The organism is Cellulomonas massiliensis JC225 (assembly GCF_000312005.1).
Taxonomy (GTDB): Bacteria; Actinomycetota; Actinomycetes; order Actinomycetales; family Cellulomonadaceae; genus Cellulomonas; species Cellulomonas massiliensis.
In genome coordinates this window covers 2,738,881-2,762,140 of sequence record NZ_HE978588.1, presented here as the reverse complement: position 1 = coordinate 2,762,140, position 23,260 = coordinate 2,738,881, and the positions used below count along the sequence as shown (strand labels likewise).

Annotated in this window: 20 protein-coding genes; 14 read left to right on the top strand and 6 right to left on the bottom strand. The window is 75.2% G+C overall.

Annotated elements, in window-relative coordinates:
• The 13 genes from HGCM_RS13090 to pyk all read left to right on the top strand — a co-directional run.
• On the top strand, positions 1-257 hold a 257-nt coding region (locus HGCM_RS13090), incomplete at its 5' end, for a Trp biosynthesis-associated membrane protein (protein ID WP_040399111.1).
• Positions 258-371: 114 nt separating this feature from the next.
• Positions 372-677 (top strand): HGxxPAAW family protein, encoded by a 306-nt coding sequence (locus HGCM_RS13085; RefSeq protein ID WP_019137286.1) that lies wholly within the window; start codon positions 372-374, stop codon positions 675-677.
• A gap of 93 nt (positions 678-770) precedes the next feature.
• Complete coding sequence (locus HGCM_RS13080; RefSeq protein WP_019137285.1) at positions 771-1,232, top strand: CD225/dispanin family protein; 462 nt, start codon at positions 771-773, stop codon at positions 1,230-1,232.
• 14 nt (positions 1,233-1,246) lie between these two features.
• Positions 1,247-1,714: a DUF2752 domain-containing protein gene (locus HGCM_RS13075; protein ID WP_019137284.1), complete on the top strand. Its 468-nt coding sequence runs from the start codon at positions 1,247-1,249 to the stop codon at positions 1,712-1,714.
• Positions 1,715-1,772: 58 nt separating this feature from the next.
• Positions 1,773-2,369 carry a DUF4190 domain-containing protein gene (locus HGCM_RS20550; protein WP_019137283.1) on the top strand — a complete coding sequence of 199 codons (597 nt, stop codon included), beginning with the start codon at positions 1,773-1,775 and terminating at the stop codon, positions 2,367-2,369.
• Between the two features lie 34 nt (positions 2,370-2,403).
• Entirely contained in the window at positions 2,404-2,826 is a 423-nt protein-coding gene (locus tag HGCM_RS13065; protein WP_019137282.1) for a DUF2752 domain-containing protein, read from the top strand.
• A gap of 177 nt (positions 2,827-3,003) precedes the next feature.
• Positions 3,004-3,816 carry an indole-3-glycerol phosphate synthase TrpC gene (trpC, locus tag HGCM_RS13060; RefSeq protein ID WP_026075468.1) on the top strand — a complete coding sequence of 271 codons (813 nt, stop codon included), beginning with the start codon at positions 3,004-3,006 and terminating at the stop codon, positions 3,814-3,816.
• Positions 3,813-5,126, top strand: coding sequence for a tryptophan synthase subunit beta (gene trpB, locus HGCM_RS13055; protein ID WP_019137280.1), 1,314 nt, complete (start codon positions 3,813-3,815; stop codon positions 5,124-5,126). Before trpC ends, trpB begins: the two co-directional genes overlap by 4 nt.
• Positions 5,123-5,950: a tryptophan synthase subunit alpha gene (gene trpA, locus HGCM_RS13050; protein ID WP_019137279.1), complete on the top strand. Its 828-nt coding sequence runs from the start codon at positions 5,123-5,125 to the stop codon at positions 5,948-5,950. The genes trpB and trpA overlap by 4 nt, the downstream gene beginning before the upstream one ends.
• Positions 5,947-6,837, top strand: a complete 891-nt coding sequence (gene lgt / locus HGCM_RS13045) for a prolipoprotein diacylglyceryl transferase (RefSeq protein ID WP_019137278.1) — start codon at positions 5,947-5,949, stop codon at positions 6,835-6,837. The genes trpA and lgt overlap by 4 nt, the downstream gene beginning before the upstream one ends.
• 155 nt (positions 6,838-6,992) lie before the next feature.
• Positions 6,993-11,555 carry a glutamate synthase large subunit gene (gene gltB / locus HGCM_RS13040; protein ID WP_026075467.1) on the top strand — a complete coding sequence of 1,521 codons (4,563 nt, stop codon included), beginning with the start codon at positions 6,993-6,995 and terminating at the stop codon, positions 11,553-11,555.
• The gene (locus HGCM_RS13035) at positions 11,548-13,008 is read left to right on the top strand and encodes a glutamate synthase subunit beta (RefSeq protein ID WP_019137276.1); all 1,461 of its coding nucleotides are present in this window, start codon (positions 11,548-11,550) and stop codon (positions 13,006-13,008) included. The genes gltB and HGCM_RS13035 overlap by 8 nt, the downstream gene beginning before the upstream one ends.
• A 79-nt stretch (positions 13,009-13,087) precedes the next feature.
• Positions 13,088-14,527, top strand: a complete 1,440-nt coding sequence (gene pyk / locus HGCM_RS13030; RefSeq protein WP_026075466.1) for a pyruvate kinase — start codon at positions 13,088-13,090, stop codon at positions 14,525-14,527.
• A 156-nt stretch (positions 14,528-14,683) separates the two neighbouring features.
• Here pyk and HGCM_RS18285 read toward each other — a convergent pair whose 3' ends face one another.
• The gene (locus HGCM_RS18285) at positions 14,684-15,703 is read right to left on the bottom strand and encodes a polyprenyl synthetase family protein (RefSeq protein ID WP_019137274.1); all 1,020 of its coding nucleotides are present in this window, start codon (positions 15,701-15,703) and stop codon (positions 14,684-14,686) included.
• Complete coding sequence (gene idi, locus HGCM_RS13020; protein ID WP_019137273.1) at positions 15,704-16,252, bottom strand: isopentenyl-diphosphate Delta-isomerase; 549 nt, start codon at positions 16,250-16,252, stop codon at positions 15,704-15,706.
• Between the two features lie 80 nt (positions 16,253-16,332).
• On the opposite strand from idi, the gene HGCM_RS13015 reads away from it, so the two are divergent.
• A complete protein-coding gene (locus HGCM_RS13015; protein ID WP_019137272.1) occupies positions 16,333-16,899 on the top strand; it encodes a MarR family winged helix-turn-helix transcriptional regulator in 567 nt (188 codons plus the stop codon).
• Here the strand turns inward: HGCM_RS13015 and HGCM_RS20490 are convergent.
• The 4 genes from HGCM_RS20490 to HGCM_RS12995 form a co-directional block, all read right to left on the bottom strand.
• Positions 16,840-17,730, bottom strand: coding sequence for a lysylphosphatidylglycerol synthase transmembrane domain-containing protein (locus tag HGCM_RS20490; protein WP_246119511.1), 891 nt, complete (start codon positions 17,728-17,730; stop codon positions 16,840-16,842). The two genes, HGCM_RS13015 and HGCM_RS20490, sit on opposite strands and share 60 nt — an antisense overlap.
• A 338-nt stretch (positions 17,731-18,068) precedes the next feature.
• Positions 18,069-19,232: a hypothetical protein gene (locus HGCM_RS20485; RefSeq protein ID WP_026075465.1), complete on the bottom strand. Its 1,164-nt coding sequence runs from the start codon at positions 19,230-19,232 to the stop codon at positions 18,069-18,071.
• Positions 19,233-19,318: 86 nt separating this feature from the next.
• Complete coding sequence (locus HGCM_RS13000) at positions 19,319-21,061, bottom strand: lipase family protein (RefSeq protein WP_019137270.1); 1,743 nt, start codon at positions 21,059-21,061, stop codon at positions 19,319-19,321.
• Positions 21,054-23,171 (bottom strand): SpoIIE family protein phosphatase, encoded by a 2,118-nt coding sequence (locus HGCM_RS12995; RefSeq protein WP_019137269.1) that lies wholly within the window; start codon positions 23,169-23,171, stop codon positions 21,054-21,056. Before HGCM_RS12995 ends, HGCM_RS13000 begins: the two co-directional genes overlap by 8 nt.
• Between the last annotated feature and the right edge of the window lie 89 nt (positions 23,172-23,260).

The window sequence follows — 23,260 nt, the reverse complement described above, 5'->3', positions numbered from 1 at the left end:
GTGCCGTCCGGCCCGTGGTGCTCGCCGCGACGGGGGTCGGCGGGTCGGGGCCCGTCACGGTCGGCGTCGCGCCCTGGGCCGCCGTGGCGGTCGGGGTCCTCGACGTGCTGCTCGCGGTGTGGTTCGTGCGGGTGTCGCGGTCGTGGGGGTCGACGCGGGGGCACGAGCAGCCGTCCGCTCGTCCTGCGGCGGGTGCGGCGGAGCCCGACGAGCGCGACGACTGGGACGCCCTCTCGCGCGGCGACGACCCGTCGTGACGGCCGGCGCCGCCCGCCCGCCCGACACGGTGCGCGGCGGAGGCGGCCACGACGGTCGGGCCGGCGGCAGGTCCGCTAGGGTGATCGCGACGCACCAGGAAAGGCACCATCCCCATGGCTGACAGCTCGCTCGCGCACCGCGCGCAGAACGCGACCCGGACGGAGACCGTCAACCTTCCCCGTTCGGCCCCGCCGACGAACCACGGCAAGACGACCGCCGCGTGGGTCACCGTGTGGATGATCCTCGTGGGTGCCCTCGTCGCCTCCGTCGCGGTCGCGCTGGCGCAGATCCCGCTGTTCGTGGTCGGCCTCGGCGTGATCGTCGCGGGGCTCGTCGTCGGCGGCCTGCTGCGGCTCGCGGGCCACGGCCAGGGCGGCGAGGCCACGAAGGCGCGCCAGGCCCGTTCCGGCGGCCACTGACCGTCCCGGAGCCAGCAGGACCCGCACCACTCGGCGCGTTCCCGTCGCGTCGTGTCCCGACCGGCCACGCCGGCCGTACCCCTCGGAGGATCGATGTCGACGCCGAACGACCCGCAGAACCCCTACGGATCGCCGCAGGAGCCCGGCAGCTCGGGTGAGCAGCCGCCGCAGGCGCCGCAGTACGGCTCCCCGCAGCCGCCCCAGTACGGCGCGCCGCAGTACGGCGGCTCGCAGTACGGCCCGCCGCCGTCGGCGAGCCCGTACCCCGCGGGTGGCTACCAGCAGCCCGCCGGCCCGCCGCCGAACAACTACCTCGTCTGGGCGATCCTCTCGACCGTCCTGTGCTGCCTGCCGCTCGGCATCGCGTCGATCGTCTTCTCGACGCAGGTGAACTCGAAGTGGCAGATGGGCGACGTCGCGGGCGCGCAGGCCTCCGCCGACAAGGCGAAGAAGTTCGCGATCTGGTCCGCCATCGCCGGCGTCGTCGTCGGCGGCATCTACCTGGCCCTCGTCTTCGCGGGCGTCCTGTCGCAGAGCAGCACGACCGGCTACTGACCGACCCCTCCGACGTGACCCCGGCAGCCGCCCCGACCGACGCCCCCGGCGTCGGGTCCGGGGCGGCTGCCGCGTCCGGGCACGGGCTGCTGCGCCGCGTGGCCGCGCCGCTCGCCGCGACGACGGTCGCGCTGGCGGGGGTCCTCGTCGTGGCCACCGTCGACCCGCACGAGCCGGGGCACTACCCGACGTGCCCGTTCCTGTGGCTCACCGGCCTGTACTGCCCGGGCTGCGGCTCGTTGCGCGCGGTGCACGACCTCGCGCACCTCGACGTCGCGGGGGCGTGGGGGATGAACCCCGCGCTCGTGCTGGCCGTGCCGTACCTCGTGCTGTCGGGGCTGGCCTGGTGGCGCCGCGCCGCCACGGGCGCGCCACGGGCCCGCCTGGCACCCGCCTGGGTGATCTGGGGGGTGCTCGTGGCGATCTGCGTGTACTGGGTGGCGCGCAACGTGCCTGTGCTGGCCCCGTGGCTGGCACCATGAGCCCCGGCGGCCGGACGGCCGGTGCGCCGTCCCGTCCGTGACCGACCGATGGAGCAGCATGTCGACCTCCGAGCCCCACGACCCGTACGCCGCGCCCACGGGCGGTGACGGCGGCGCCCAGCCCGCGTCCCCGTCGTCGCCGGGCGCCGGAGCGCAGCCCTCGGGGCCGGAGCAGGGTGCCGCGGGGGCTCCGTCCGGGCAGCCGCACGAGGGCGGGCCGCAGTACGGGTCGCCGCAGTACGGAGCGCCGCAGTACGGCGCTCCCCAGTACGGGTCACCGCAGTACGGGTCACCGCAGTACGGCGCCGCCCAGCCGCAGTACGGGGCGCCGCAGTACGGGTCGCCGTACCCGTACGCGCAGCCGGGCTTCGGGTCGACCGAGAAGAACGACCTGGGCATCTGGGCGCTGGTGCTGGGCATCGCGTCGTTCGTGCTGTCCTGCATGTTCCTCACCGGGATCCCGGCGATCATCCTCGGCCGCAAGGCGCAGCGCGCCGCCGACGAGGGACGCGCGAACAACCGCGGCATGGCGACGGCCGGACTCGTGCTGGGGTGGGTGGCCGTCGGCCTGAGCGTCGCCGGCGTCCTGCTCTTCGGCGTGCTGCTCGCCGTCGGGGCGTTCTCCTCGACCGGGTACGACTCGTACTCGTACTGACCGGCTCCACCTGACGATCGCGCGGGGCTCGGGCGTGCAGCGCAGGGACGCCAGGGCCGCCGGCGACCGGGCGGCCTGGTGGACCCCGCCCGCGACGGTCGCGGCGGCCGTCGCCGGGGCGCTGGCGCTCGTCGCGGTCCGCGACCCGCACCGGCCCGGCAGCTGGGGGCTGTGCCCGTCCCTGGCGCTCACCGGCTGGGCGTGCCCGGCGTGCGGCGGCCTGCGGGCGACGTGGGACCTGCTGCACGGCGACGTGGCGGGTGCGTGGGCGTCGAACCCGCTGTGGGTGGCCCTCGTGCCGCTGGTGGTCGCGGCGTGGCTCGCGTGGGCGGTCCGCCGGCGGGCGGGTCGCCCGGTGCGCGTGCCACCCGTGCTGGGCGTCGTGCTGCTGGCGGTCACGGTCGTGTTCGGTCTGCTGCGCAACCTGCCGGCCACCGGGGGCGTGCTCGGGCCGTGACGCCGCGGCGCTGACGCACGGGCGCGAGGCACGCGGGCCGGGGCCTCGGCAGGGACGGTTCGTCCCACCTTCCGGGCTGTGTCCGGGGTCACGAGCGGGCCCCTCTACGATGGGTCGGACGAACCAGCCCGTGCCGAGTCGAGCGCGGGCGCGCAGCGGGGAGCGGGGTGAGTGTCGGTGACGGTGCTCGATGACATCGTCGCGGGCGTCCGGGAGGACCTCGCCGTCCGGGAGGCGGCGGTGCCGCTGGCGGAGCTCAAGGAGAAGGCCCAGCGGCGCCCGTCGGCGATCGAGTGCCTGGGCCGGCTGCGGCTCGAGGACGCCGTGACGGTGATCGCCGAGGTGAAGCGGTCGAGCCCGAGCCGCGGCTCGCTGGCGCCGATCACCGATCCGGCGTCGCTCGCGGCCGAGTACGAGAAGGGTGGCGCCAGCGTCATCTCCGTGCTCACCGAGCAGCGCCGCTTCAACGGCTCGCTGGCGGACCTGGACGCGGTGCGCGCGCGGGTCGACATCCCGGTGCTGCGCAAGGACTTCGTCGTCACGCCGTACCAGGTGTGGGAGGCGCGCGCGCACGGCGCGGACCTCGTGCTGCTCATCGTCGCCGCGCTCGAGCAGACGGTGCTCGAGTCGCTCGTCGAGCGGGTGCACTCGCTCGGGATGACGGCGCTCGTCGAGGTGCACGACACCGAGGAGGTGGCGCGTGCGGTCGACGCGGGCGCCCGCGTCATCGGCGTCAACGCCCGCGACCTCAAGACGCTCGACGTCGACCGGGGCACCTTCGCCCGGGTCGCGCCGGCCATCCCGTCCGACGTCGTCAAGGTCGCCGAGTCCGGTGTGCGCGGCCCGCACGACGTCATGGACTACGCGCGCGCCGGCGCCGACGCCGTCCTCGTGGGCGAGGCGCTCGTCACCGACGACGCCCCGCGCCAGTCCGTGGCCGACCTCGTCGCCGCGGGCGCGCACCCGTCGCTGCGGGCGGTGCGCCAGTGAGCGGACGCCCCACCGTCGGCGGCCCGGCGAGCTCGCCCGACCTGCGCGACGTCCTGCAGGCCGGCGGTCCGCTCGGCGCCCACCAGGGCCCCTACTTCGGTGACTTCGGCGGCCGCTTCGTCCCGGAGGCGCTGATCGCGGCGCTGGACGAGCTCGACACCGAGTACCACAAGGCCCTCACCGACCCCGCCTTCGGCCGGGAGCTGGCCCGGCTGCACCGGACGTACACCGGGCGCCCGAGCCCGCTCACGGAGGTCGCGCGGTTCGCGCAGCACGTCGGCGAGGGCGTGCGCGTGTTCCTCAAGCGCGAGGACCTCAACCACACCGGCTCGCACAAGATCAACAACGTCCTCGGCCAGGCGCTGCTGGTGAAGCGGATGGGCAAGCGGCGTGTCATCGCCGAGACGGGCGCGGGCCAGCACGGCGTCGCGACGGCGACCGCGGCGGCGCTGCTGGACCTCGACTGCACGATCTACATGGGCGAGGAGGACACGCGCCGCCAGGCGCTCAACGTCGCCCGGATGCAGCTGCTCGGCGCGGAGGTCGTCCCGGTGACGATCGGCACCCGCACGCTCAAGGACGCGATCAACGAGGCGCTGCGCGACTGGGTCGCGAACGTCGAGACGACGCACTACCTGCTGGGCACCGTGACCGGCCCGCACCCGTTCCCCGAGATGGTGCGCGACTTCCACAAGATCATCGGCGAGGAGGCGCGTGCGCAGCTCCTCGACGAGATCGGCCGGCTGCCCGACGCGGTGGCGGCGTGCGTCGGCGGCGGCTCGAACGCGATGGGCATCTTCAACGCGTTCCTCGACGACCCCGACGTGCGGCTGTTCGGCTTCGAGGCCGGCGGCGAGGGCGTCGCGTCCGGCCGGCACGCTGCGCGCTTCTCCGGCGGCGCGCCGGGTGTGCTGCACGGGGCGAAGTCGTACCTGCTGCAGGACGACGACGGCCAGACGCTGCCGAGCCACTCGGTCTCGGCGGGGCTGGACTACCCGAGCGTCGGGCCCGAGCACGCGTGGCTGCACGACATCGGGCGCGCGCAGTACCGCCCCGTGACCGACACCGAGGCGATGGACGCCTTCCGCCTGCTGTGCCGGACCGAGGGCATCATCCCGGCCATCGAGTCCGCGCACGCCCTCGCCGGGGCGATCCAGCTCGGGCGCGAGGCGCGTGGCTGGTCCGACGAGCCGGTGCTGCTGGTGAACCTGTCGGGCCGCGGCGACAAGGACGTGGCGACGGCGGCGGCGTGGTTCGGCCTGATCGAGGACGAGCCCGTGGTGCAGACCCAGGAGAGCGAGCAGCTGTGACGACGACCGTCGTGTCCACGACCGGTGCGCGCCTCGACGCGCTCGCCGAGGAGGGCCGTCCGGCGCTCGTCGGCTACCTCCCGGTCGGCTTCCCGACCCTCGCGGGGTCCGTCGACGCCGTGCGGGCGATGGTCGACGCGGGCGTCGACGTCGTCGAGCTCGGCATGCCGTACAGCGACCCCGTGATGGACGGGCCGGTGATCCAGCGCGCGGCGGACGTCGCTCTCGGCGGCGGCACGCGCGTCCGCGACACGATCACCGCGGTGGAGCAGCTGGCGGACCTCGGCGTCCCCGTGCTCGTCATGACGTACTGGAACCTCGTCCTGCGCTACGGCGTCGAGGCCTACGCGCGCGACCTCGCCGCCGCGGGCGGCGCCGGGCTGATCACGCCCGACCTCATCCCCGACGAGGCCGCGGACTGGCGGGCCGCCTCCGACGCGCACGGCCTCGACCGGGTGTTCCTCGTCGCGCCGAGCTCGACCCCGGAGCGCCTCGCCTCGACGGCCGCCGCCTCGCGCGGGTTCGTCTACGCCGCGTCGACGATGGGCGTCACGGGGGAGCGGGCGACCGTGGGCGCACGCGCCGAGCAGCTCGTCGCCGACACCCGGGCGGCGGGCGCGGCCCGCGTGTGCGTCGGCGTGGGCGTGTCGCGGCGCGAGCAGGCCGCGCAGGTCGGCCGGTACGCGGACGGCGTCATCGTGGGCTCGGCGCTCGTCCGGCTGCTGCTCGAGGCGGAGGACCCGGCTGCGGGCCGCCGGGCGCTGGCCGGCCTCGCGGCCGACCTGGCGGCCGGCGTCCGCGAGGCGCGAGGAGGTCAGGCGTGAGCGGCGTGGCGGCGGCCCTGGCCGCGTCGATCCCGAGCCCCGGCCAGTCGGTCTGGTACCTCGGCCCGGTGCCGCTGCGCGCCTACGCGCTGGCGATCCTCGCCGGCATCCTCGTCGCGCTGTGGATCTCGCGGCGCCGGTGGGCGGAGCGCGGCGGCGACCCCGACACGGTCCTCGAGATCTCGTTCTGGGCGGTGCCGTTCGGCATCGTCGGCGGCCGGCTGTACCACCTCATCACGTCCCCGGACGCGTACTTCGGTGCGGGCGGCGACCCGTGGAAGGCGTTCGCCATCTGGGAGGGCGGCCTCGGCATCTGGGGCGCGGTGGCGCTCGGCGCGGTCGGCGCCTGGATCGGCGCACGCCGCCAGGGCGTGCGGCTCGCGCCGTTCGCCGACGCGCTGGCGCCGGGGCTGCTCGTCGCGCAGGGCATCGGCCGGCTCGGCAACTGGTTCAACCAGGAGCTGTTCGGCGGCCCCACCACCCTGCCGTGGGGGCTCGAGATCGACGACGCGCACCGGCCGCAGGGTGACCCGGCGGGCACGCTCTACCACCCGACGTTCCTCTACGAGATGGTGTGGAACTTCGCGGGCGCCGCGCTGCTCGTCTGGGCGGACCGGCGCTTCAAGCTCGGCCACGGCCGCGTGTTCTGGCTCTACGTCATGGTCTACACGTCCGGCCGGCTCTGGATCGAGATGCTGCGGATCGACCCGGCGCACGGCTTCCTCGGGCTGCGGATCAACGTCTGGACGTCCATCCTGGCGTTCCTCGGCGCGCTGGTAGCGTTCGTGGTGGTCGGCCGCCGCCATCCCGGTCGCGACACGACCCTCCTGCTGGAACCCCCCGCCACGCAGGACGACGAGGAAGGGGCTTCGGACCTCGCTCGCTGACCGTGAGCAGGTGTGAGCCACTCCACGTGGTGCGTGATGACCCGCCATGTTAACGGGCTGTATCGTCGCCACACTCGGGCCGACGACGTCCCACCTTTCCCCCAGTTCGTTGCCATGCCTCGACGCCCCCGTCGCGGCACGTGAGGACGGTGCAGATGTCGGCGACGCCCGCACACCCCGGTACGCACGGTTCGGTGACCGGCGGTCTCTACGACCCCTCGTCCGAGCACGACGCGTGCGGCTTCGCGTTCGTCGCGACCCTGCGCGGCACGCCCGGGCGGGACATCGTCGACGCCGGCCTGACGGCCCTGCTCAACCTCGACCACCGCGGTGCGGTGGGGGCCGAGGTGGACAGCGGTGACGGCGCCGGCATCCTCACCCAGATCCCGGACGCGTTCCTGCGCGACGTCGTCGACGCGGACCTGCCGCCCGTCGGGTCGTACGCCATCGGCATGGCGTTCCTGCCGGTCGACGCGGACGAGCGCGCGCGCGTCGTCCAGGGCGTCGAGGCGATCGCCGCGGAGGAGAAGCTCGACGTCCTCGCCTGGCGCGACGTCGTCGTCACCGCCGACCTCGTCGGGCCGACGGCCCAGGCCTCGATGCCGGTGTTCCGCCAGCTCGTCGTGGCCGACCCGTCGCGCGAGCTCGCGGGCATCGACCTCGACCGCCGGGCGTTCCGGCTGCGCCGCCGCGCCGAGCGCGAGCTCGGCACGTACTTCGCGTCGCTCTCGTCGCGCACGCTCACCTACAAGGGCATGCTGACGCCGGGCCAGCTCGAGCCGTTCTTCGCGGACCTCTCGGACCCCCGGTACGCGACCGAGATCGCGCTGGTGCACTCCCGGTTCTCGACGAACACCTTCCCGTCGTGGCCGCTGGCCCAGCCGTTCCGCCTCATCGCGCACAACGGCGAGATCAACACGGTCCGCGGCAACCGCAACTGGGTCGCGGCGCGCGAGGGCACGCTGCGCAGCGAGGCCATCGGCGACCTGGCGCCGCTGCTGCCCGTCTGTACCCCGCGGGGGTCGGACTCCGGCAGCTTCGACGAGGTGCTCGAGCTGCTGCACCTGGCGGGCCGGTCGCTGCCGCACGCGGTGATGATGATGATCCCCGAGGCGTGGGAGAACCACGCCCAGATGGACCCCGACCGGCGCGCGTTCTACGAGTACCACTCGACGCTCATGGAGCCGTGGGACGGCCCGGCGGCGATGACGTTCACCGACGGCACGCTCATCGGCTCCGTGCAGGACCGCAACGGGCTGCGGCCGGGCCGGTACTGGGTGACCGAGGACGGCCTCGTCGTCTGCGCGTCCGAGGCCGGCGTGCTGGACCTCGACCCGGCGACGGTCGTCGCGAAGGGCCGCCTGGAGCCGGGTCGCATGTTCCTCGTCGACACCGGCCAGGGGCGGATCGTCGAGGACTCCGAGATCAAGGCGCAGCTCGCGGCGCAGCGGCCGTACGCGCAGTGGGTCCAGGAGAACTCGGTCTTCCTCGAGCAGCTGCCGGAGCGCGAGCACGTGGCGCACTCCGCCGCCTCCGTCCGCCGGCGCCAGCGGGCGTTCGGGTACACGGAGGAGGAGCTCAAGGTCCTGCTCACGCCCATGGCCGCCACCGGCGCGGAGCCGCTCGGCGCGATGGGCTCCGACACGCCCGTCGCCGTGCTCTCGACGCGGCCGCGGCTGCTCTTCGACTACTTCACGCAGATGTTCGCCCAGGTGACGAACCCGCCGCTCGACGCGATCCGCGAGGAGCTCGTGACGTCGATCGGCGGCGCGATCGGCCCGGAGCCGAACCTGCTCGAGGACGGCCCGGAGCACGCCCGCAAGCTGATCCTGCCGTTCCCGGTGCTCGACAACGACCAGCTCGCCAAGATCGTCCACGTCGCCAAGGAGCCACGGCACGGCTTCCGCTCGACGACGATCCGCGGCCTGTACCCGGTCGCCGGCGGGGGAGAGGCGCTGCAGGCCCGGCTCGAGGAGATCTTCGCGGAGGTCGACCGCGCGATCGAGGACGGGACGAGCTTCGTCATCCTCTCGGACCGCAACTCGGACGCCGACCTCGCGCCGATCCCGTCGCTGCTGCTGCTCTCGGCGGTGCACCACCACACGCTGCGCCGGCACACCCGCACGCAGATCTCGCTCGTCGTGGAGGCGGGGGACGTGCGCGAGGTGCACCACGTGGCGCTGCTCATCGGGTACGGCGCCGCGGCGGTGAACCCGTACCTGGCGATGGAGACCGTCGAGGACCTGGCGCGCAGCGGCTACCTGCCGGGCGTCGGGCCCGAGAAGGCGGTCGCGCACCTCATCAAGGCGCTCGGCAAGGGCGTCCTCAAGGTCATGTCCAAGATGGGCATCTCGACGATCGCGTCCTACCGTGGCGCGCAGGTGTTCGAGGCGGTCGGGCTCTCGCACGCGCTCGTCGAGCGGTACTTCACCGGCACGACGAGCCGGCTGGGCGGCATCGGCCTCGACGTCATCGCGGCCGAGGTCGCCGCCCGGCACGCCGACGCGTACCCCGCCTCCGGCAACCGCCAGGCGCACCAGCGCCTCGCGATCGGCGGCGAGTACCAGTGGCGCCGCGACGGCGAGGACCACCTGTTCGACCCGGAGACGGTGTTCCGCCTGCAGCACTCCACGCGGACGCGGCAGTACGACATCTTCAAGCAGTACACGAACCGCGTGGACGACCAGTCGTCGCGCCTCATGACGCTGCGCGGCCTGCTCACGTTCAAGGACGGCCTGCGGCCGCCGGTGCCGGTCGACGAGGTCGAGCCGGTGAGCGAGATCGTCAAGCGGTTCTCGACGGGCGCGATGTCCTACGGCTCGATCTCGGCCGAGGCGCACGAGACGCTCGCGATCGCGATGAACGAGCTCGGCGCCAAGTCGAACACCGGCGAGGGCGGCGAGGACCCGGAGCGCCTGCACGACCCGCGGCGGCGGTCGGCCATCAAGCAGATCGCGTCGGGCCGGTTCGGCGTCACGAGCGAGTACCTGACGAACGCGGACGACATCCAGATCAAGCTCGCGCAGGGCGCCAAGCCCGGCGAGGGCGGCCAGCTCCCGGGTCACAAGGTGTACCCGTGGGTCGCGCGCACGCGGCACTCGACGCCCGGCGTGGGGCTGATCTCGCCGCCGCCGCACCACGACATCTACTCGATCGAGGACCTCAAGCAGCTCATCCACGACGCGAAGAACGCCAACCCCCGCGCGCGGATCCACACCAAGCTCGTGAGCGAGTTCGGCGTCGGGACCATCGCGGCGGGCGTCGCCAAGGCGTACTCCGACGTGGTGCTGATCTCGGGGCACGACGGCGGCACGGGCGCGAGCCCGCTGACGTCGCTCAAGCACGCGGGCACCCCGTGGGAGATCGGGCTCGCCGAGACGCAGCAGACGCTCGTCCTCAACGACCTGCGCGACCGCGTGGTCGTGCAGGTGGACGGCCAGCTCAAGACCGGCCGGGACGTCGTGGTGGGCGCGCTCCTCGGGGCCGAGGAGTTCGGTTTCGCGACCGCGCCGCTCGTCGTCTCGGGCTGCGTCATGATGCGCGTCTGCCACCTCGACACCTGCCCGGTCGGCGTCGCGACCCAGAACCCGGAGCTGCGGGCGCGGTTCACGGGCCGGCCCGAGTTCGTCGTGACGTTCTTCGAGTTCATCGCGCAGGAGGTGCGCGAGCTGCTCGCCCAGCTGGGCTTCCGCTCGATCGAGGAGGCCGTCGGCCACGTCGAGGTGCTCGACACCCGAGCGGCGGTGGACCACTGGAAGGCGGAGGGCCTCGACCTGGCCCCCGTCCTGGCCGTGCCCGAGCCGGCGCCCGGCTCCGCGCTGCACCACGTGCGCGACCAGGACCACGGCCTGGAGCGGGCGCTCGACAACCAGCTCGTGGCGCTCGCGCAGGACGCGCTCGAGCGGCGCGAGCCGGTGCGGATCTCGCTGCCGGTCCGCAACGTCAACCGCACCGTCGGCACGATGCTCGGCCACGAGGTCACCAAGCGCTTCGGCGGCGCCGGTCTGCCCGAGGGCACGATCGAGGTGGAGCTCACCGGGTCGGCGGGGCAGTCGTTCGGCGCGTTCCTGCCGTCGGGCGTCACGCTGCGCCTGTACGGCGACGCGAACGACTACCTCGGCAAGGGCCTGTCGGGCGGCCTCGTCGTCGTGCGGCCGGACCGCAACGCCGTCCTGTCGAGCCCGCAGAACGTCATCGCGGGCAACGTCATCGGCTACGGCGCGACGAGCGGCGCGATCTTCCTGCGCGGCCTGGTCGGCGAGCGGTTCGGGGTGCGCAACTCCGGCGCGACGCTCGTCGTCGAGGGCGTGGGCGACCACGGCTGCGAGTACATGACGGGCGGCACCGTGCTCGTCCTCGGCCGGACCGGGCGCAACTTCGGCGCCGGCATGTCGGGCGGGACGGCGTACGTCCTCGACCTCGACCCGGCGCTCGTCAACACCGACGCGGTGCGCAGCGGCGAGCTCGCCCTCGAGCCGCTCGACGACCAGGACGCGGCGCTCATCGAGCAGCTCGTCCGACGGCACCACGACGAGACCGGCTCCCCGGTCGCCGGGCAGCTGCTCGAGGACTGGGCCGCCGTACGCGGCCGGTTCACGCGCCTCATGCCCACCGAGTACGCCCGCGTGCGCAAGGCGCTCGCGCAGGCCGAGGCCGACGGCCTCGACCCGTCGCGCCCCGGCGTGTGGGACCAGATCCTGGAGGTGGCGCGTGGCTGACCCCCGCGGGTTCCTGAAGGTGCGGGAGCGCGAGCTGCCGCCGAACCGCCCCGTCGAGGTGCGGCTGCGCGACTGGAAGGACGTGCACGCCCACCGCGAGGCCGGCCAGCCGTTCCTCAAGGAGCAGGCCGGCCGCTGCATGGACTGCGGCATCCCGTTCTGCCACAACGGCTGCCCGCTCGGGAACCTCATCCCGGAGTGGAACGACCTCGTGTGGCGCGGGCAGTGGTCCGACGCGATCGAGCGGCTGCACGCGACGAACAACTTCCCCGAGTTCACCGGTCGGATCTGCCCGGCGCCGTGCGAGTCGAGCTGCGTGCTGGGCATCAACCAGCCGCCCGTGACGATCAAGAACGTCGAGGTCTCGATCATCGACGAGGCGTTCGACCGCGGCTTCGTGCACCCGCAGGTGCCGCAGCGCCTCACCGGTCACACGGTCGCCGTGGTGGGCTCGGGCCCCGCCGGGCTCGCCGCCGCGCAGCAGCTGACGCGTGCGGGCCACACGGTCGCCGTGTACGAGCGGGACGACGAGATCGGCGGCCTGCTGCGCTACGGCGTGCCGGACTTCAAGCTCGAGAAGCTGCACATCGACCGCCGGCTGCAGCAGATGTCCTCCGAGGGCACCCGGTTCCGGCCGGGCGTCGAGATCGGCCGCGACGTCACCTGGGAGCAGCTGCAGGCGCGCTACGACGCGATCGTCGTCGCGACGGGCGCGACCGTCCCGCGCGAGCTGCGGGTGCCCGGCAACGACCTCGCCGGCGTGCACCCCGCGATGGAGTACCTGCACCAGGCGAACGCCGTCGTGGCCGGCAAGCCCGTGCCCGGCCAGATCACGGCCGAGGGCAAGCACGTCGTCATCATCGGCGGCGGCGACACGGGCTCCGACTGCCTCGGCACCGCGCTGCGGCAGGGCGCCGCGTCCGTCACCACCCTCGCGATCGGCAAGCGGCCGCCGCAGGAGCGCCCCGCGCACCAGCCGTGGCCGACGGACCCGATCCTGTTCGAGGTGTCGAGCTCGCACGAGGAGGGCGGCGAGCGCGCCTACCTCGCCTCGACGGTCGAGTTCGTGGGCGAGGAGAAGGTCGAGCGCCTGCGCCTCGCGGTCACCCAGTACCTCCCGGACGGCCGGCGCGTGCCGACCCCCGGCACCGAGCGTGAGATCCCCGCGGACCTCGTGCTCGTCGCGATGGGCTTCACCGGCCCGGAGACGTCGGCGCTCACCGCCCAGCTGGGGGTCGAGCTCACGGAGCGCGGCACCGTGCGGCGCAGCGACGACTTCGCCACCACGGTGCCCGGCGTGTTCGTCGCCGGTGACGCCGGACGAGGGCAGTCCCTCGTCGTCTGGGCGATCGCGGAGGGACGAGCGGCAGCGGCCGCCGTCGACACGTACCTGTCGGGGAGCACCGAGCTCCCCGCACCGGTCACGGCGTCCACGGTGGCGATGCGTCCCTGAGCACTACCGCCCCGGGGCACCGCTTCCCGGGGACTTCGTACCCCGAGAAGTTCCACTCGAAAGGCATAGGCTCGTCGTCATGCGTAGAGCAAAGATCGTCTGCACCCTGGGTCCCGCGACGGAGTCGCTCGATCAGATCCAGGCCCTGGTGGACGCCGGCATGGATGTGGCTCGCATCAACCGCAGCCACGGTGAGCCCGAGGAGCACGCCAAGGTCATCGCGAACGTCCGCCAGGCGGCGCAGACGTCCGGTCGTTCCGTCGCGGTCCTCGTCGACCTGCAGGGTCCGAAGATCCGCCTCGGCCGGTTCGTCGAGGGCAAGCACGACCTCGCCGTGGGCGACACCTTCACGATCACGACCGACGACATCGACGGCACCAAGGAGCGCGTCTCCACGACGTTCAAGGGCCTGCCGGGTGACGTCAGCCCCGGCGACCCGATCCTCATCGACGACGGCAAGGTGCTCGTGCGCGTCGTGGCCGTCGAGGGCAACGACGTCGTGACGCGCGTCGAGGTCCCCGGCCCGGTCTCGAACAACAAGGGTCTCAACCTGCCGGGCGTCGCGGTGTCCGTGCCGGCGCTGAGCGACAAGGACGAGACGGACCTGCGCTGGGGCCTCGCCCAGGGCTGCGACTTCATCGCGCTGTCGTTCGTCCGCAACGCGGCCGACTACGAGCGGGTGCGCGAGATCATGGAGGAGGAGGGCCGGGTCGTCCCGGTCATCGCCAAGATCGAGAAGCCGCAGGCGGTCGAGAACCTCAGCGAGATCATCGCCGCGTTCGACGGCATCATGGTCGCCCGCGGCGACCTGGGCGTCGAGCTGCCGCTGGAGCAGGTGCCGCTCGTCCAGAAGCGCGCCGTCGAGATGGCCCGCCGCATGGCCAAGCCCGTCATCGTGGCGACGCAGGTGCTCGAGTCCATGACGACGAACCCGCGCCCGACGCGCGCCGAGACGTCCGACTGCGCGAACGCCGTCCTGGACGGGGCCGACGCGGTCATGCTGTCCGGCGAGACGAGCGTGGGTGCGTACCCGATCGAGACGGTCCGGACGATGGCCCGGATCATCGAGGCGACCGAGGAGCTCGGCCGCGAGCGCATCGCTCCGCTCGGCTCGACGCCGCACACCCGTGGTGGGGCCATCACGCGTGCCGCCGCGGAGATCGGCGAGGCGCTCGGCACCAAGTACCTGGTGACGTTCACGCAGTCCGGCGACTCGGCCCGCCGCATGTCCCGCCTGCGCTCCGCGATCCCGCTGCTGGCGTTCACGCCGGTCGAGTCGGTGCGCAACCGGCTCTCGCTCAGCTGGGGCGTGCAGACGTACCAGGTGCCGAAGGTCGAGGACACCGACCAGATGGTGAGCCAGGTGGACTCGACGCTGCGCGCCAACGGCCTGGCCGAGATCGGCGACTACGTCGTGGTCGTCGCCGGCACGCCGGTGGGCGTCGTCGGGTCGACGAACTCGATCGTCGTGCACAAGATCGGCGACGACGAGAACGCCTCGGGCGGCCGCGTCGCCTGACGCCGACGGGCTCCGACGACGGGCGCGCACCCTGCGGGGTGCGCGCCCGTCGTCGTCCCGTCCTCGGCCGACGGCCGTGCCGCTGCTCGACACCCGCCGGCACCCCCTCGGCCGGCCGCGGTGCCCGCTGCTGGACACCACCGGCGCAGGGAGGGCTCAGGAGGCTGCCGCCACCACCGCGGGTGAGGGCAGGTCCAGCACGTCGCGCACGGCGTCGGCGAGCCCGAGGGCGTCGGCGAGCCGTAGCGCGTCGTCGAGATGACGGTGGGCGAGGTCCTCCACGAAGCGGCGCGAGCCGGCCGCCTCGAGCTCGGTGCGCACGAGCGCGGCCCGGTCCTCGTCCAGAGCCGGGTCGCCCACGAGCGGCGCGATGCGCGCCCAGGAGGGCGTCGTGCTCGCGTGGCACAGCAGCGGCGTGCGCTTGCCCTCCCGCAGGTCGCCGAGCCGGCTCTTGCCGGTGACCGCGGGGTCGCCGAACACCCCGTCGAGGTCGTCGGCGAGCTGGAAGGCGAGGCCCAGGTGCCGTGCCAGCAGCTCGAGCCGCGCCAGGGTGCTCGGGGTGAGCGGGCCGGCGAGCCGGGCGCCACCGACGAGCGGCAGCCGGAACGTGTACGCGGCGGTCTTGTTCTCGGCGGTGGCGAGGGCCTCGTCGAGCGTGGGCACGCGCATCCCGAGCCCGTGGTGGACGTCCGCCAGCTCGCCGTCGGCGGTGGTGCGGATGCTCGTGAGCACCAGGGCGAGGAGCTCGGCCCGCGCGGGGGCGTCGACGTCGAGCCCGCCCACCGCCGCGACGGCCCCCGCGAGCGCGAGGTCGCCCGCGAGGATGCCCGCGGCGTCGCCGTACGCGGCCGCGGCGGTCGGCTCGGCACCCTGGTGGTCGGCGCGGCGGCGGAACGCCCCGATGGTGTTGAGCCGGCCGCGGCGCACCTCGTCGCCGTCGAGCACGTCGTCGTGGACGAGGAACGCCGTGTGCAGGAGCTCGACCGCGTCGGCCAGCGCGCCGGCGAGCGCGTCGTCGGTGCCGCCGAAGGCGGCGTAGGACGCACGGACCAGCCGGGGACGGAGCCCACGCCCGCCGCCGACGCTCATCCGCAGCGTCTCGGCCAGCGCACGGAACTCGGCGCCGGAGGCGGGTGCCTGCCCGGGTGCCCCGAGGACCGCGTCCAGGGCGCGCACTCAGGCCGTCCTGGCCTCGGCGGGCGCCCAGCGTCCCGCGGCGGTGAGCTCGCGCGCCTGCAGCACGAGCCAGGGGCTGAACGCCCACGGCGTCGCGTCGAGCGCGCGGGCGAGGTCCGCCGGCTCGACCCAGCGGTGGTCGGCGACCTCGTCGGGGTGGGGGTCGAGGTCGCCCTGCAGCCGTGCGCCCCAGACGGGGCACACCTCGTTCTCGTGGACGCCGTGCGCGTCCACCGCCTCGTAGCGGAAGTCGGGGAGCCACGGGTGCAGGTCGGTGACCTCGGCGCCGAGCTCGTCGCGGGCGCGGCGGGCGACGGCGTCGGGCAGGGTCTCCCCGGGCAGCGGGTGGCCGCAGAACGCGTTCGTCCAGACGCCGGGCCAGCTGCGCTTGCCGAGCGCGCGCCGCGTCACCAGCAGCCGGCCGCGCTCGTCGGTGACGTGGCACGAGAAGGCCAGGTGGAGCGGGGTCCGGGACCCGTGCACCGTGCCGCGCGGCGCCGTGCCGACGGGCTGCCCGTCGGGGGCGAGGAGGACGACCTCGTCGTGCACGGGGGCTCCCTGTCGTCGAAGGCGGGGTCAGATCCCCGATCGCTAGCCAGACTAGTGAATGTTGGCCCTAGGATCGACCGGTGAGCGAGGGCCCGTCCTACTGGTACGCCGACGACCCGTCGGTGACGGACGTGCTCGAGGCCGTGCGCCGCCTGCGCCGGGCCGACGAGGCGATGCGCCGCCGGACGAGTGCCGGCATGGGCATGAACGTCCGCGACCTCGCCGCGCTGCAGGTCGTGGTGGCGGGGGAGCGCGCCGGTCGCGCCGTCCACCCGCACGACGTCGCGCACCGGCTCGGCATCACGACGGCCTCGACGGTCAAGCTGGTCGACCGCCTCGTGGCCGCAGGTCATTTGCGCCGCGAGCAGGACCCGGACGACCGGCGAGCCGTCCGCCTCGTCGCCACCCCGCACGCGCACGACGAGATCCGCGAGCGGCTGACGCCGATGCACGCCGGCATGGCGGACGCCGCGCGTGCCGTCCCGGCGGAGGCCCGCCGGCCGCTCGTCGCCTACCTGCACGCGCTGGCGGACGTCTTCGACGACGTCGCCGTGCCGGAACCGGGGCGCCCGGCGCCCCAGGGACCGCTACAGGACGGACCGGCGGGTGAGCGACCGGAACGCGAGCGCGCCTGGCGCGATCGGTAGCCAGAACGTCGCGAGCCGGTAGAGCAGCACGGCCGCGAGGGCGGTGCCCGACGCGACGCCGATGCCGGTGAGCGCCCCGAGGAGGACCGCCTCGACCGCGCCGAGGCCGCCGGGCGTCGGCGCCGCGGTGGCGACCGCGCCGGCGGTCAGCGAGACGAGCGCGACGGGGACGAAGCCGGCGTGGGCGCCCAGCGCCTCCACGGAGAACCACAGGCAGGCGGCGAAGCCCAGCGGCAGGAGCGTCACGCCGCCGAGCAGCATGACGAGCTTGAGGGGGCTGCGTGCGACCTCGCGCATGGCGTCGACCGAGGCCCGGACGGCGGGGACGAGCCGGTCCCGCACGAGCGCGCGCACGCGCGGCACGACCAGCGCGACGCCGACGACCGCGAGCACCGCGCCTCCGACGCCCGCGACGACGTGCCCGGGCGGCAGGCGGTCCAGCTCCTGCGAGAGCGCCCCGCTCGAGCCGGCCAGCACGGCGAACGTGACGAGGAGGACCAGGTGCGCCACGAGGACCGCGGCCTCCTTGGCGGCGCTGGCGGAGACGGCGACCGGCGTCGGGTAGCCGCGCTTCTGCAGGTAGCGGATGTTGAGCCCGACCTGGCCCACGCCCGGCGGCGAGAACGTCGCGACGAACGACGAGGCGAGGGCCACCGCGCCGGCCTGGCCGACCGGGACGCGGCCGGGCGTGCCGCCCGCGAGCCCGAGCGCGGCGCCGACGTAGGTCGCGGCGGAGGCGGCGAGCACGGCGGGCACCCACCACCAGCTGACGCCGTCGAGCTGCCGCAGCGTGGTGGGCAGGTCGACGAGCTGGGGCGCCAGGAAGTACATCGCCACGACGAGGAGCGCCGCGGTCACCAGCGTGCGGGGCCGGAACCGGGCGACGGTCTCCACGTCGGGCTCGTCGGCGCCGGTGACGCGCACGACCTCCGCGACGACGGGCGCGACGCCGTCGGGCGTGGCCCGCAGCGCGCCGCGCGTGTGCGACGACAGGCCGGCGGGGACGAGCCGGGGGAGCGCGTCGGCGACGACGTCCGGCCCGAGCGCGCGCACCGCCGCCGCGACGGCCCGCTGCGGCCCGACGACGACGCCCGAGGACGCCAGCAGCTCCGCGACGTCCCAGCCGAGCGTGGCGTCGTCCGCCGCGGGCAGGCCGTCCTCGAGCCCGGTCAGCCACACCTCGCCGCGGCCGTCCACCCCCAGGACGCCGAGGTGCAGGTCCCGGTGCGCGACCCGCGCGGCCCGCAGGAGCGCGACCTGCCGCCAGGCCTCGTCGAGCGTCCGGTCGTCGAGCTCGTCGACCTCGTCGAGCGGCAGCAGCTCGGGCGCCTCGACCGCGAGGACGGCCTCGCCGCGCGGCGCGCGGGCGACCGCCCGGACCCGGGGCACGCGCACCCCCCGGAGCCGGCCAGCAGCAGCACCGCGGCCTCGGCGGCCACCGCCTGCGTCGGGGTCCGCGCCGCGACGTCGTCGCCCACGTCCCGCCAGCGCAGGCGCCGGTACGTCTTGCCCAGCTGCCCGCGCCACCGGTCGTCGCTGTGGACGCGCACCTCGACCGGGCCCTCGCCCGTCGCGACGAGGAGCGTCGGGACGGCGGCCTCGCGCTCGACGGGGCGGTCCAGCACCTCGATGCCGGCCCCCTCGAGCACGCGCCGGACCCCGGTCGGGGTGAGCTCCTGCTCGGTGCGGCCGAGGGCGAGCGTCAGCGCGGCTCCGACCGTCCCGCCGACGCCGACCGCGAGCACCACGTCCAGCGGCGCCGACGAGGCGGTCACCACCCGGAGCACGACGAGGGCGACGAGCAGCGTCCAGGCCGCGCGGCGCCAGCGGCGGGGCAGGCGCCCGGTCGTCGCGACGGTCAGCGCGGTCGCGGACGCGAGCGCCGACGTCGGCGGCCAGTCCACGCGCACGAGGCGCAGCAGGTCCTCGCCCTGGGGCGCGACGGGTGCGGACGAGCGCACGGCGGGCAGCAGGCCCACCAGCGCGAAGGCTGTCGGCGCGAGCAGGAGCGCCAGCGCGCCGCGGGCGAGCAGGCCCCAGCGCCGCAGCACCACCAGGACGAGCGGCGTCACCGTCAGCACCGCGAGGTAGACGACCTGCACCACCACGAGGACAACGGTGAACAGCGGGTGGGGCAGGCGGCCCGCACCGGCGCGCACGTCGTCGGCGAGCCCGGACATGGTGCCGCTGGCGACGGTCGCGAAACCCAGGCCCGCCACGACGACGGCGAGCCACAGCACGATCGCGCGGACGTCGAGCAGCCCGCGGCGGTGCCGCACCTCGCGGTAGTCGCCCTCCGCCGGCGCCGGCGGGGTCGGACGGCGAGGAGGCACGCCCCGAACCTAGCGCCGGGGACGCGCCCGGGCCTGATCCCACGCGGACGGTCCCCGTGCGGGGCGCACCCGCGTCGCCCGGGGCGTCAGCAGGTGTCACGAGGGGAGGCGCCCGCGAGCCGGTCGTGGGTCCAGGCGACCAGCTCGGTCACGGCGGGGGAGCCGGCCTCGACCAGCTCGACGTGCCCGCGGCCGGGATAGGTGCGGTAGTCGACGGAGCCGCCGGACGAGCAGCGTGCGGCCACCCACTCGTCCTGGCCCGCGGGCAGCACGAGGCTGTCGGCGCCTCCCTGCGCGACGAGCAGAGGCACCCCCGACGGCCCGGCCGGCACGTTCTCCCGCAGCCGGGCGCCGAGCGCCCCGGTCGTCGGGTCGCGGTGCCAGACGTCCCGGTCGAGCGCGAGCGCCGTCACGACCGACACGAGCACGCCCGGCTCGCCCAGGCACCGACCCGCCATCTCCTGCACGACGAGGCGCGCCGTCGGGCGCACGACGGACGCGTCGACGTCGGGGTAGGCCGCCGAGTACGCCGAGATCACGTACGACGCGAAGATCCCGCCGGCGCGCACGTCGTCCAGCCGCTCGACCAGCGCGGGGAGGTTCGCCGCGGGCGCCAGGGCCGCCACCCCGACGAGCGGGACGTCCGGCGCGTACGCCGGGGCCAGCTGCCCGGTCCACAGCGCGGCGTGCCCGCCCTGCGAGTGCCCCCACACGACCGTGTCGCCGGTCAGACGCACGCCGTCGAGCGCGCGAGCCGCCCGCACCGAGTCGAGGACCGAGCGGGCCTCGCCCTGCCCGATCAGGTACGGGTGGGGGCCGGCGGTCCCGAGCCCGGTGTAGTCGGTGGCCACGAGAGTCCAGCCCTCGGCGACGACCCGGTCCAGCACGAACAGGGCGCCCGCCTCGAACGGGTCGTCGAGGAGCGAGGGCGCGCACCCCTCGGCCGCCCCCGTCGTGCCGTGCGCCCACGCGACGACGGGCGTCGGCCCGCCGGGACGCTCCGGGGTCACGACGATCGCGCTCGCGACGGCCGGCACGCCCTCGTCCCGGGTCGTCGTGTAGAGGATGCGCCAGGCGCGGGCGCCGTCCGGCACGTCCCGCACGAACGGCTCGGCCCGCAGGAGGGCGCCCGGGGCGGCGGGCGGTCGCGCGGGCGCCGCGTAGAAGGCGTCGGGCACCGGGGTCGCCCGCGCCAGCGCGGCGCCGAGCAGCACGAGCGCCAGCGCTCCTACCAGCTCGGCCACCACGCCCGCGTGCCGGCGCCAGGCGGGGCGCGGGCGCGGGGGACGGCGAGCGGCGTTCTCCGGCTGCCGGGCCCCTCGCAGCTGCCGGGCGCTCAGCACGACGGTCGCGGCACCGAACGCGACCGCGACGACGACCACCGTCACGTCCGGCCAGGCCAGGGCGACGAGCCCCAGCAGCACCGTGGCGAGGCCGTGCACGGCCAGGTGCCAGCCCGCCGGCTGGCCGGGGCGGACGGCGCGCAGCACGTCCGTGACGCCGTCCACGACGAGCACGCCCCCGACGACCACGGCGAGCACCCGGACCGACGGCGCCGGCCACGCGGCCAGGGCCACCGCGGCCGCGAGACGCGACGTGACGCGCAGCGCCCACCCGGACGGCCGCGGCGCGGCGAGGGCGGTCGTCAGCGCGTCGGCGAGGAGCCCCACCACGACGAGCAGGAGCAGCACCGCGAGCGACGTGAAGGGGTGCAGGACGAGCAGGACGCCGACCAGCACGCCCAGGGACGCCAGGGACGCCGCGACCCACCGCGGCGCTCGGGACCAGACGCGCGCGAGCGACGCCGGCAGGGGTCCGGGCTCAGGCATCCGCTTCGTCGGCGAGGCGGAACGCGAGGACTGCGACGTCGTCGCCCGGCTCGGGGCTGCTCAGCCGCGCGAGCACCTCGTCGACGAGCGCGTCCAGGTCGCCCCGCGACCGCACGCCGCCGCGTGCCGCGTCGCGCACCGTGGCGAGCAGCCGCTCGATGCCGGTGCGCAGGTGCTCCCCGCGCCGCTCGACCAGGCCGTCGGTGTACAGCAGCACGACCGAGCCGGGGGGCACCGGCCGGGAGCTGTCCGACCGCGGCGCCCGGGGGTCGAGGCCGAGCACCAGCCCGGGGCCCTCGCCGACGAGCTCCTCCACTCCGCCGTCGGGCAGCAGCAGGACCGGCGGGAGGTGGCCCGCGTTCGACCAGACCAGGCGCCGGGCACCGCCGTCGGCCGGGTCCGCGTCCTCGAGCCGGGCGACGACCGCCGTCGCCATCGCGTCCACGGACAGCGCCACGGCCGCGGTGTCGAGGGCCGTGAGCGTCTGGGCGGGGGAGGTGACGGCGGTCTGCGCGACCCCCCGCAGGAGCGTGCGCAGCTGGCTCATCGAGGCGGCGGCCGGGGTGTCGTGCCCCATCACGTCGCCGATGACGAGCATGGGCGCGCCCGACGGCTGGACGAAGGAGTCGTACCAGTCGCCGCCGACCTGGGCCACCTCCGCGGCGGCCACGTAGCGGACGACGACGTCGAGCCCCGCCGGCTGCGCGGGCGACGACAGCAGCGAGCGCTGCAGCGTCACCGCGATCTCCCGCTGACGCTGGTACAGCCGGGCGTTGTCGAGCGCCAGCCCCGCGCGGTCGGCCAGCTGCACGAGCAGGCCGAGGTCGTCGTCGTCCAGGTCGGGGTGGTCGGCGTCGAGGAACAGCGTCATGGCGCCGACGGTCCGGTTCCGCGCCCGCAGCGGCACGGCGTACGCGGTCCGGGGGGCCAGCTCGTGCAGCACGTCGCGCGCGTGCCCGCTGAGCACCGAGGTGATCGACTCGGTCGCGTCCGGCACGGGGACGAGCCGGCCGGTGCGCAGCGCCTCGAACAGGTAGGAGGTGGGCGCGAGAGAGTCGATCCGCAGCGCCGCGTACCGCTCGACCGTGGCGCGCAGGCGGGCGTCGGCGTGCCAGCTCCCGATGTCCCGCAGGTGCCGCTGGTCCTCGGACAGCGTGATGAGGCACCAGCTGCCGAACGCCGGGACGAGGTGCCGGGCAAGCCGCGCGACGGCCTCCTCCGTCTCCAGCGTCGAGCTGAGGTCGTCGCCGAGCGCCCCCAGGATCGAGAGGCGACGCGACGCCGCCTCCGCGGACGCCCGCGCGGAGCGCGCCTCGTGCTCGGCGGCCCGTCGGGCCGTCACGTCGTCGAAGAACACGGACAGGCCGTCCGGGCCCGGCCAGGCGCGGACGTCGTACCACCGCTCGAGCGGAGCCGGGTAGTACGCCTCGAAGGCGCGCGCGTGGCCGTCGCGGACGGCTCCGGTGTACTGCTCCTCGAACGGCGAGTCCTTGGCGGCCGGGAACGCGTCCCACACCACGCGGCCGAGCAGCTCGGCGCGCGGCGCCTGCAGCATCTTCTCCGCGGCGGTGTTGAGCAGCGCGAACCGCCAGTCGCGGTCGAGCAGGAAGAACGCGTTCGTCATCGTCTCCAGCAGCCGCTGGACCCGCGCGTCGCCCTCGCGCTCGACCGTCGTGTCGTACGCCGCGCCGAGCACGCGCTGCGCGCGGCCGTCGGGGCCGGGCAGCGCCACCCCGCGCGCCTTCACCCAGCGCACCGTGCCGTCCGGGCGCACGACGCGGTACTCGGCGACGTACGCGGAGCACGTCGCGACGGCGTCCCGGAGCGCGTCCGTGACGCGGGGGATGTCGTCCGGGTGCAGGGCGGCGTTGAACGCCTCGATCGTGCCCCCGAACGCGTGGCGCTCCAGGCCGAACAGCTCGAGCAGGAGGTCGTCCCAGTCCAGGCGGCCCGTGAGCAGGTCCCAGTCGAAGGTGCCCACGCCGCCGGCGGTCACGGCGAGCTGCCACCGCACCCGGTCCGCCTGCGCGGCCATCGTCTCAGGAGCACCTGCCGGCGCCGGGAGGACGGCGTCGTCCGAGTCGGCCACACGGCCCGACGTCGCGGCCATGAGGCCTCCTCGTCCATCGGGCGTCGTCCTGCGCAGCATAGGCGCCCCCGGGCCACGCCACGACCAGTGCCACCCGTGCGGCCCTGGTC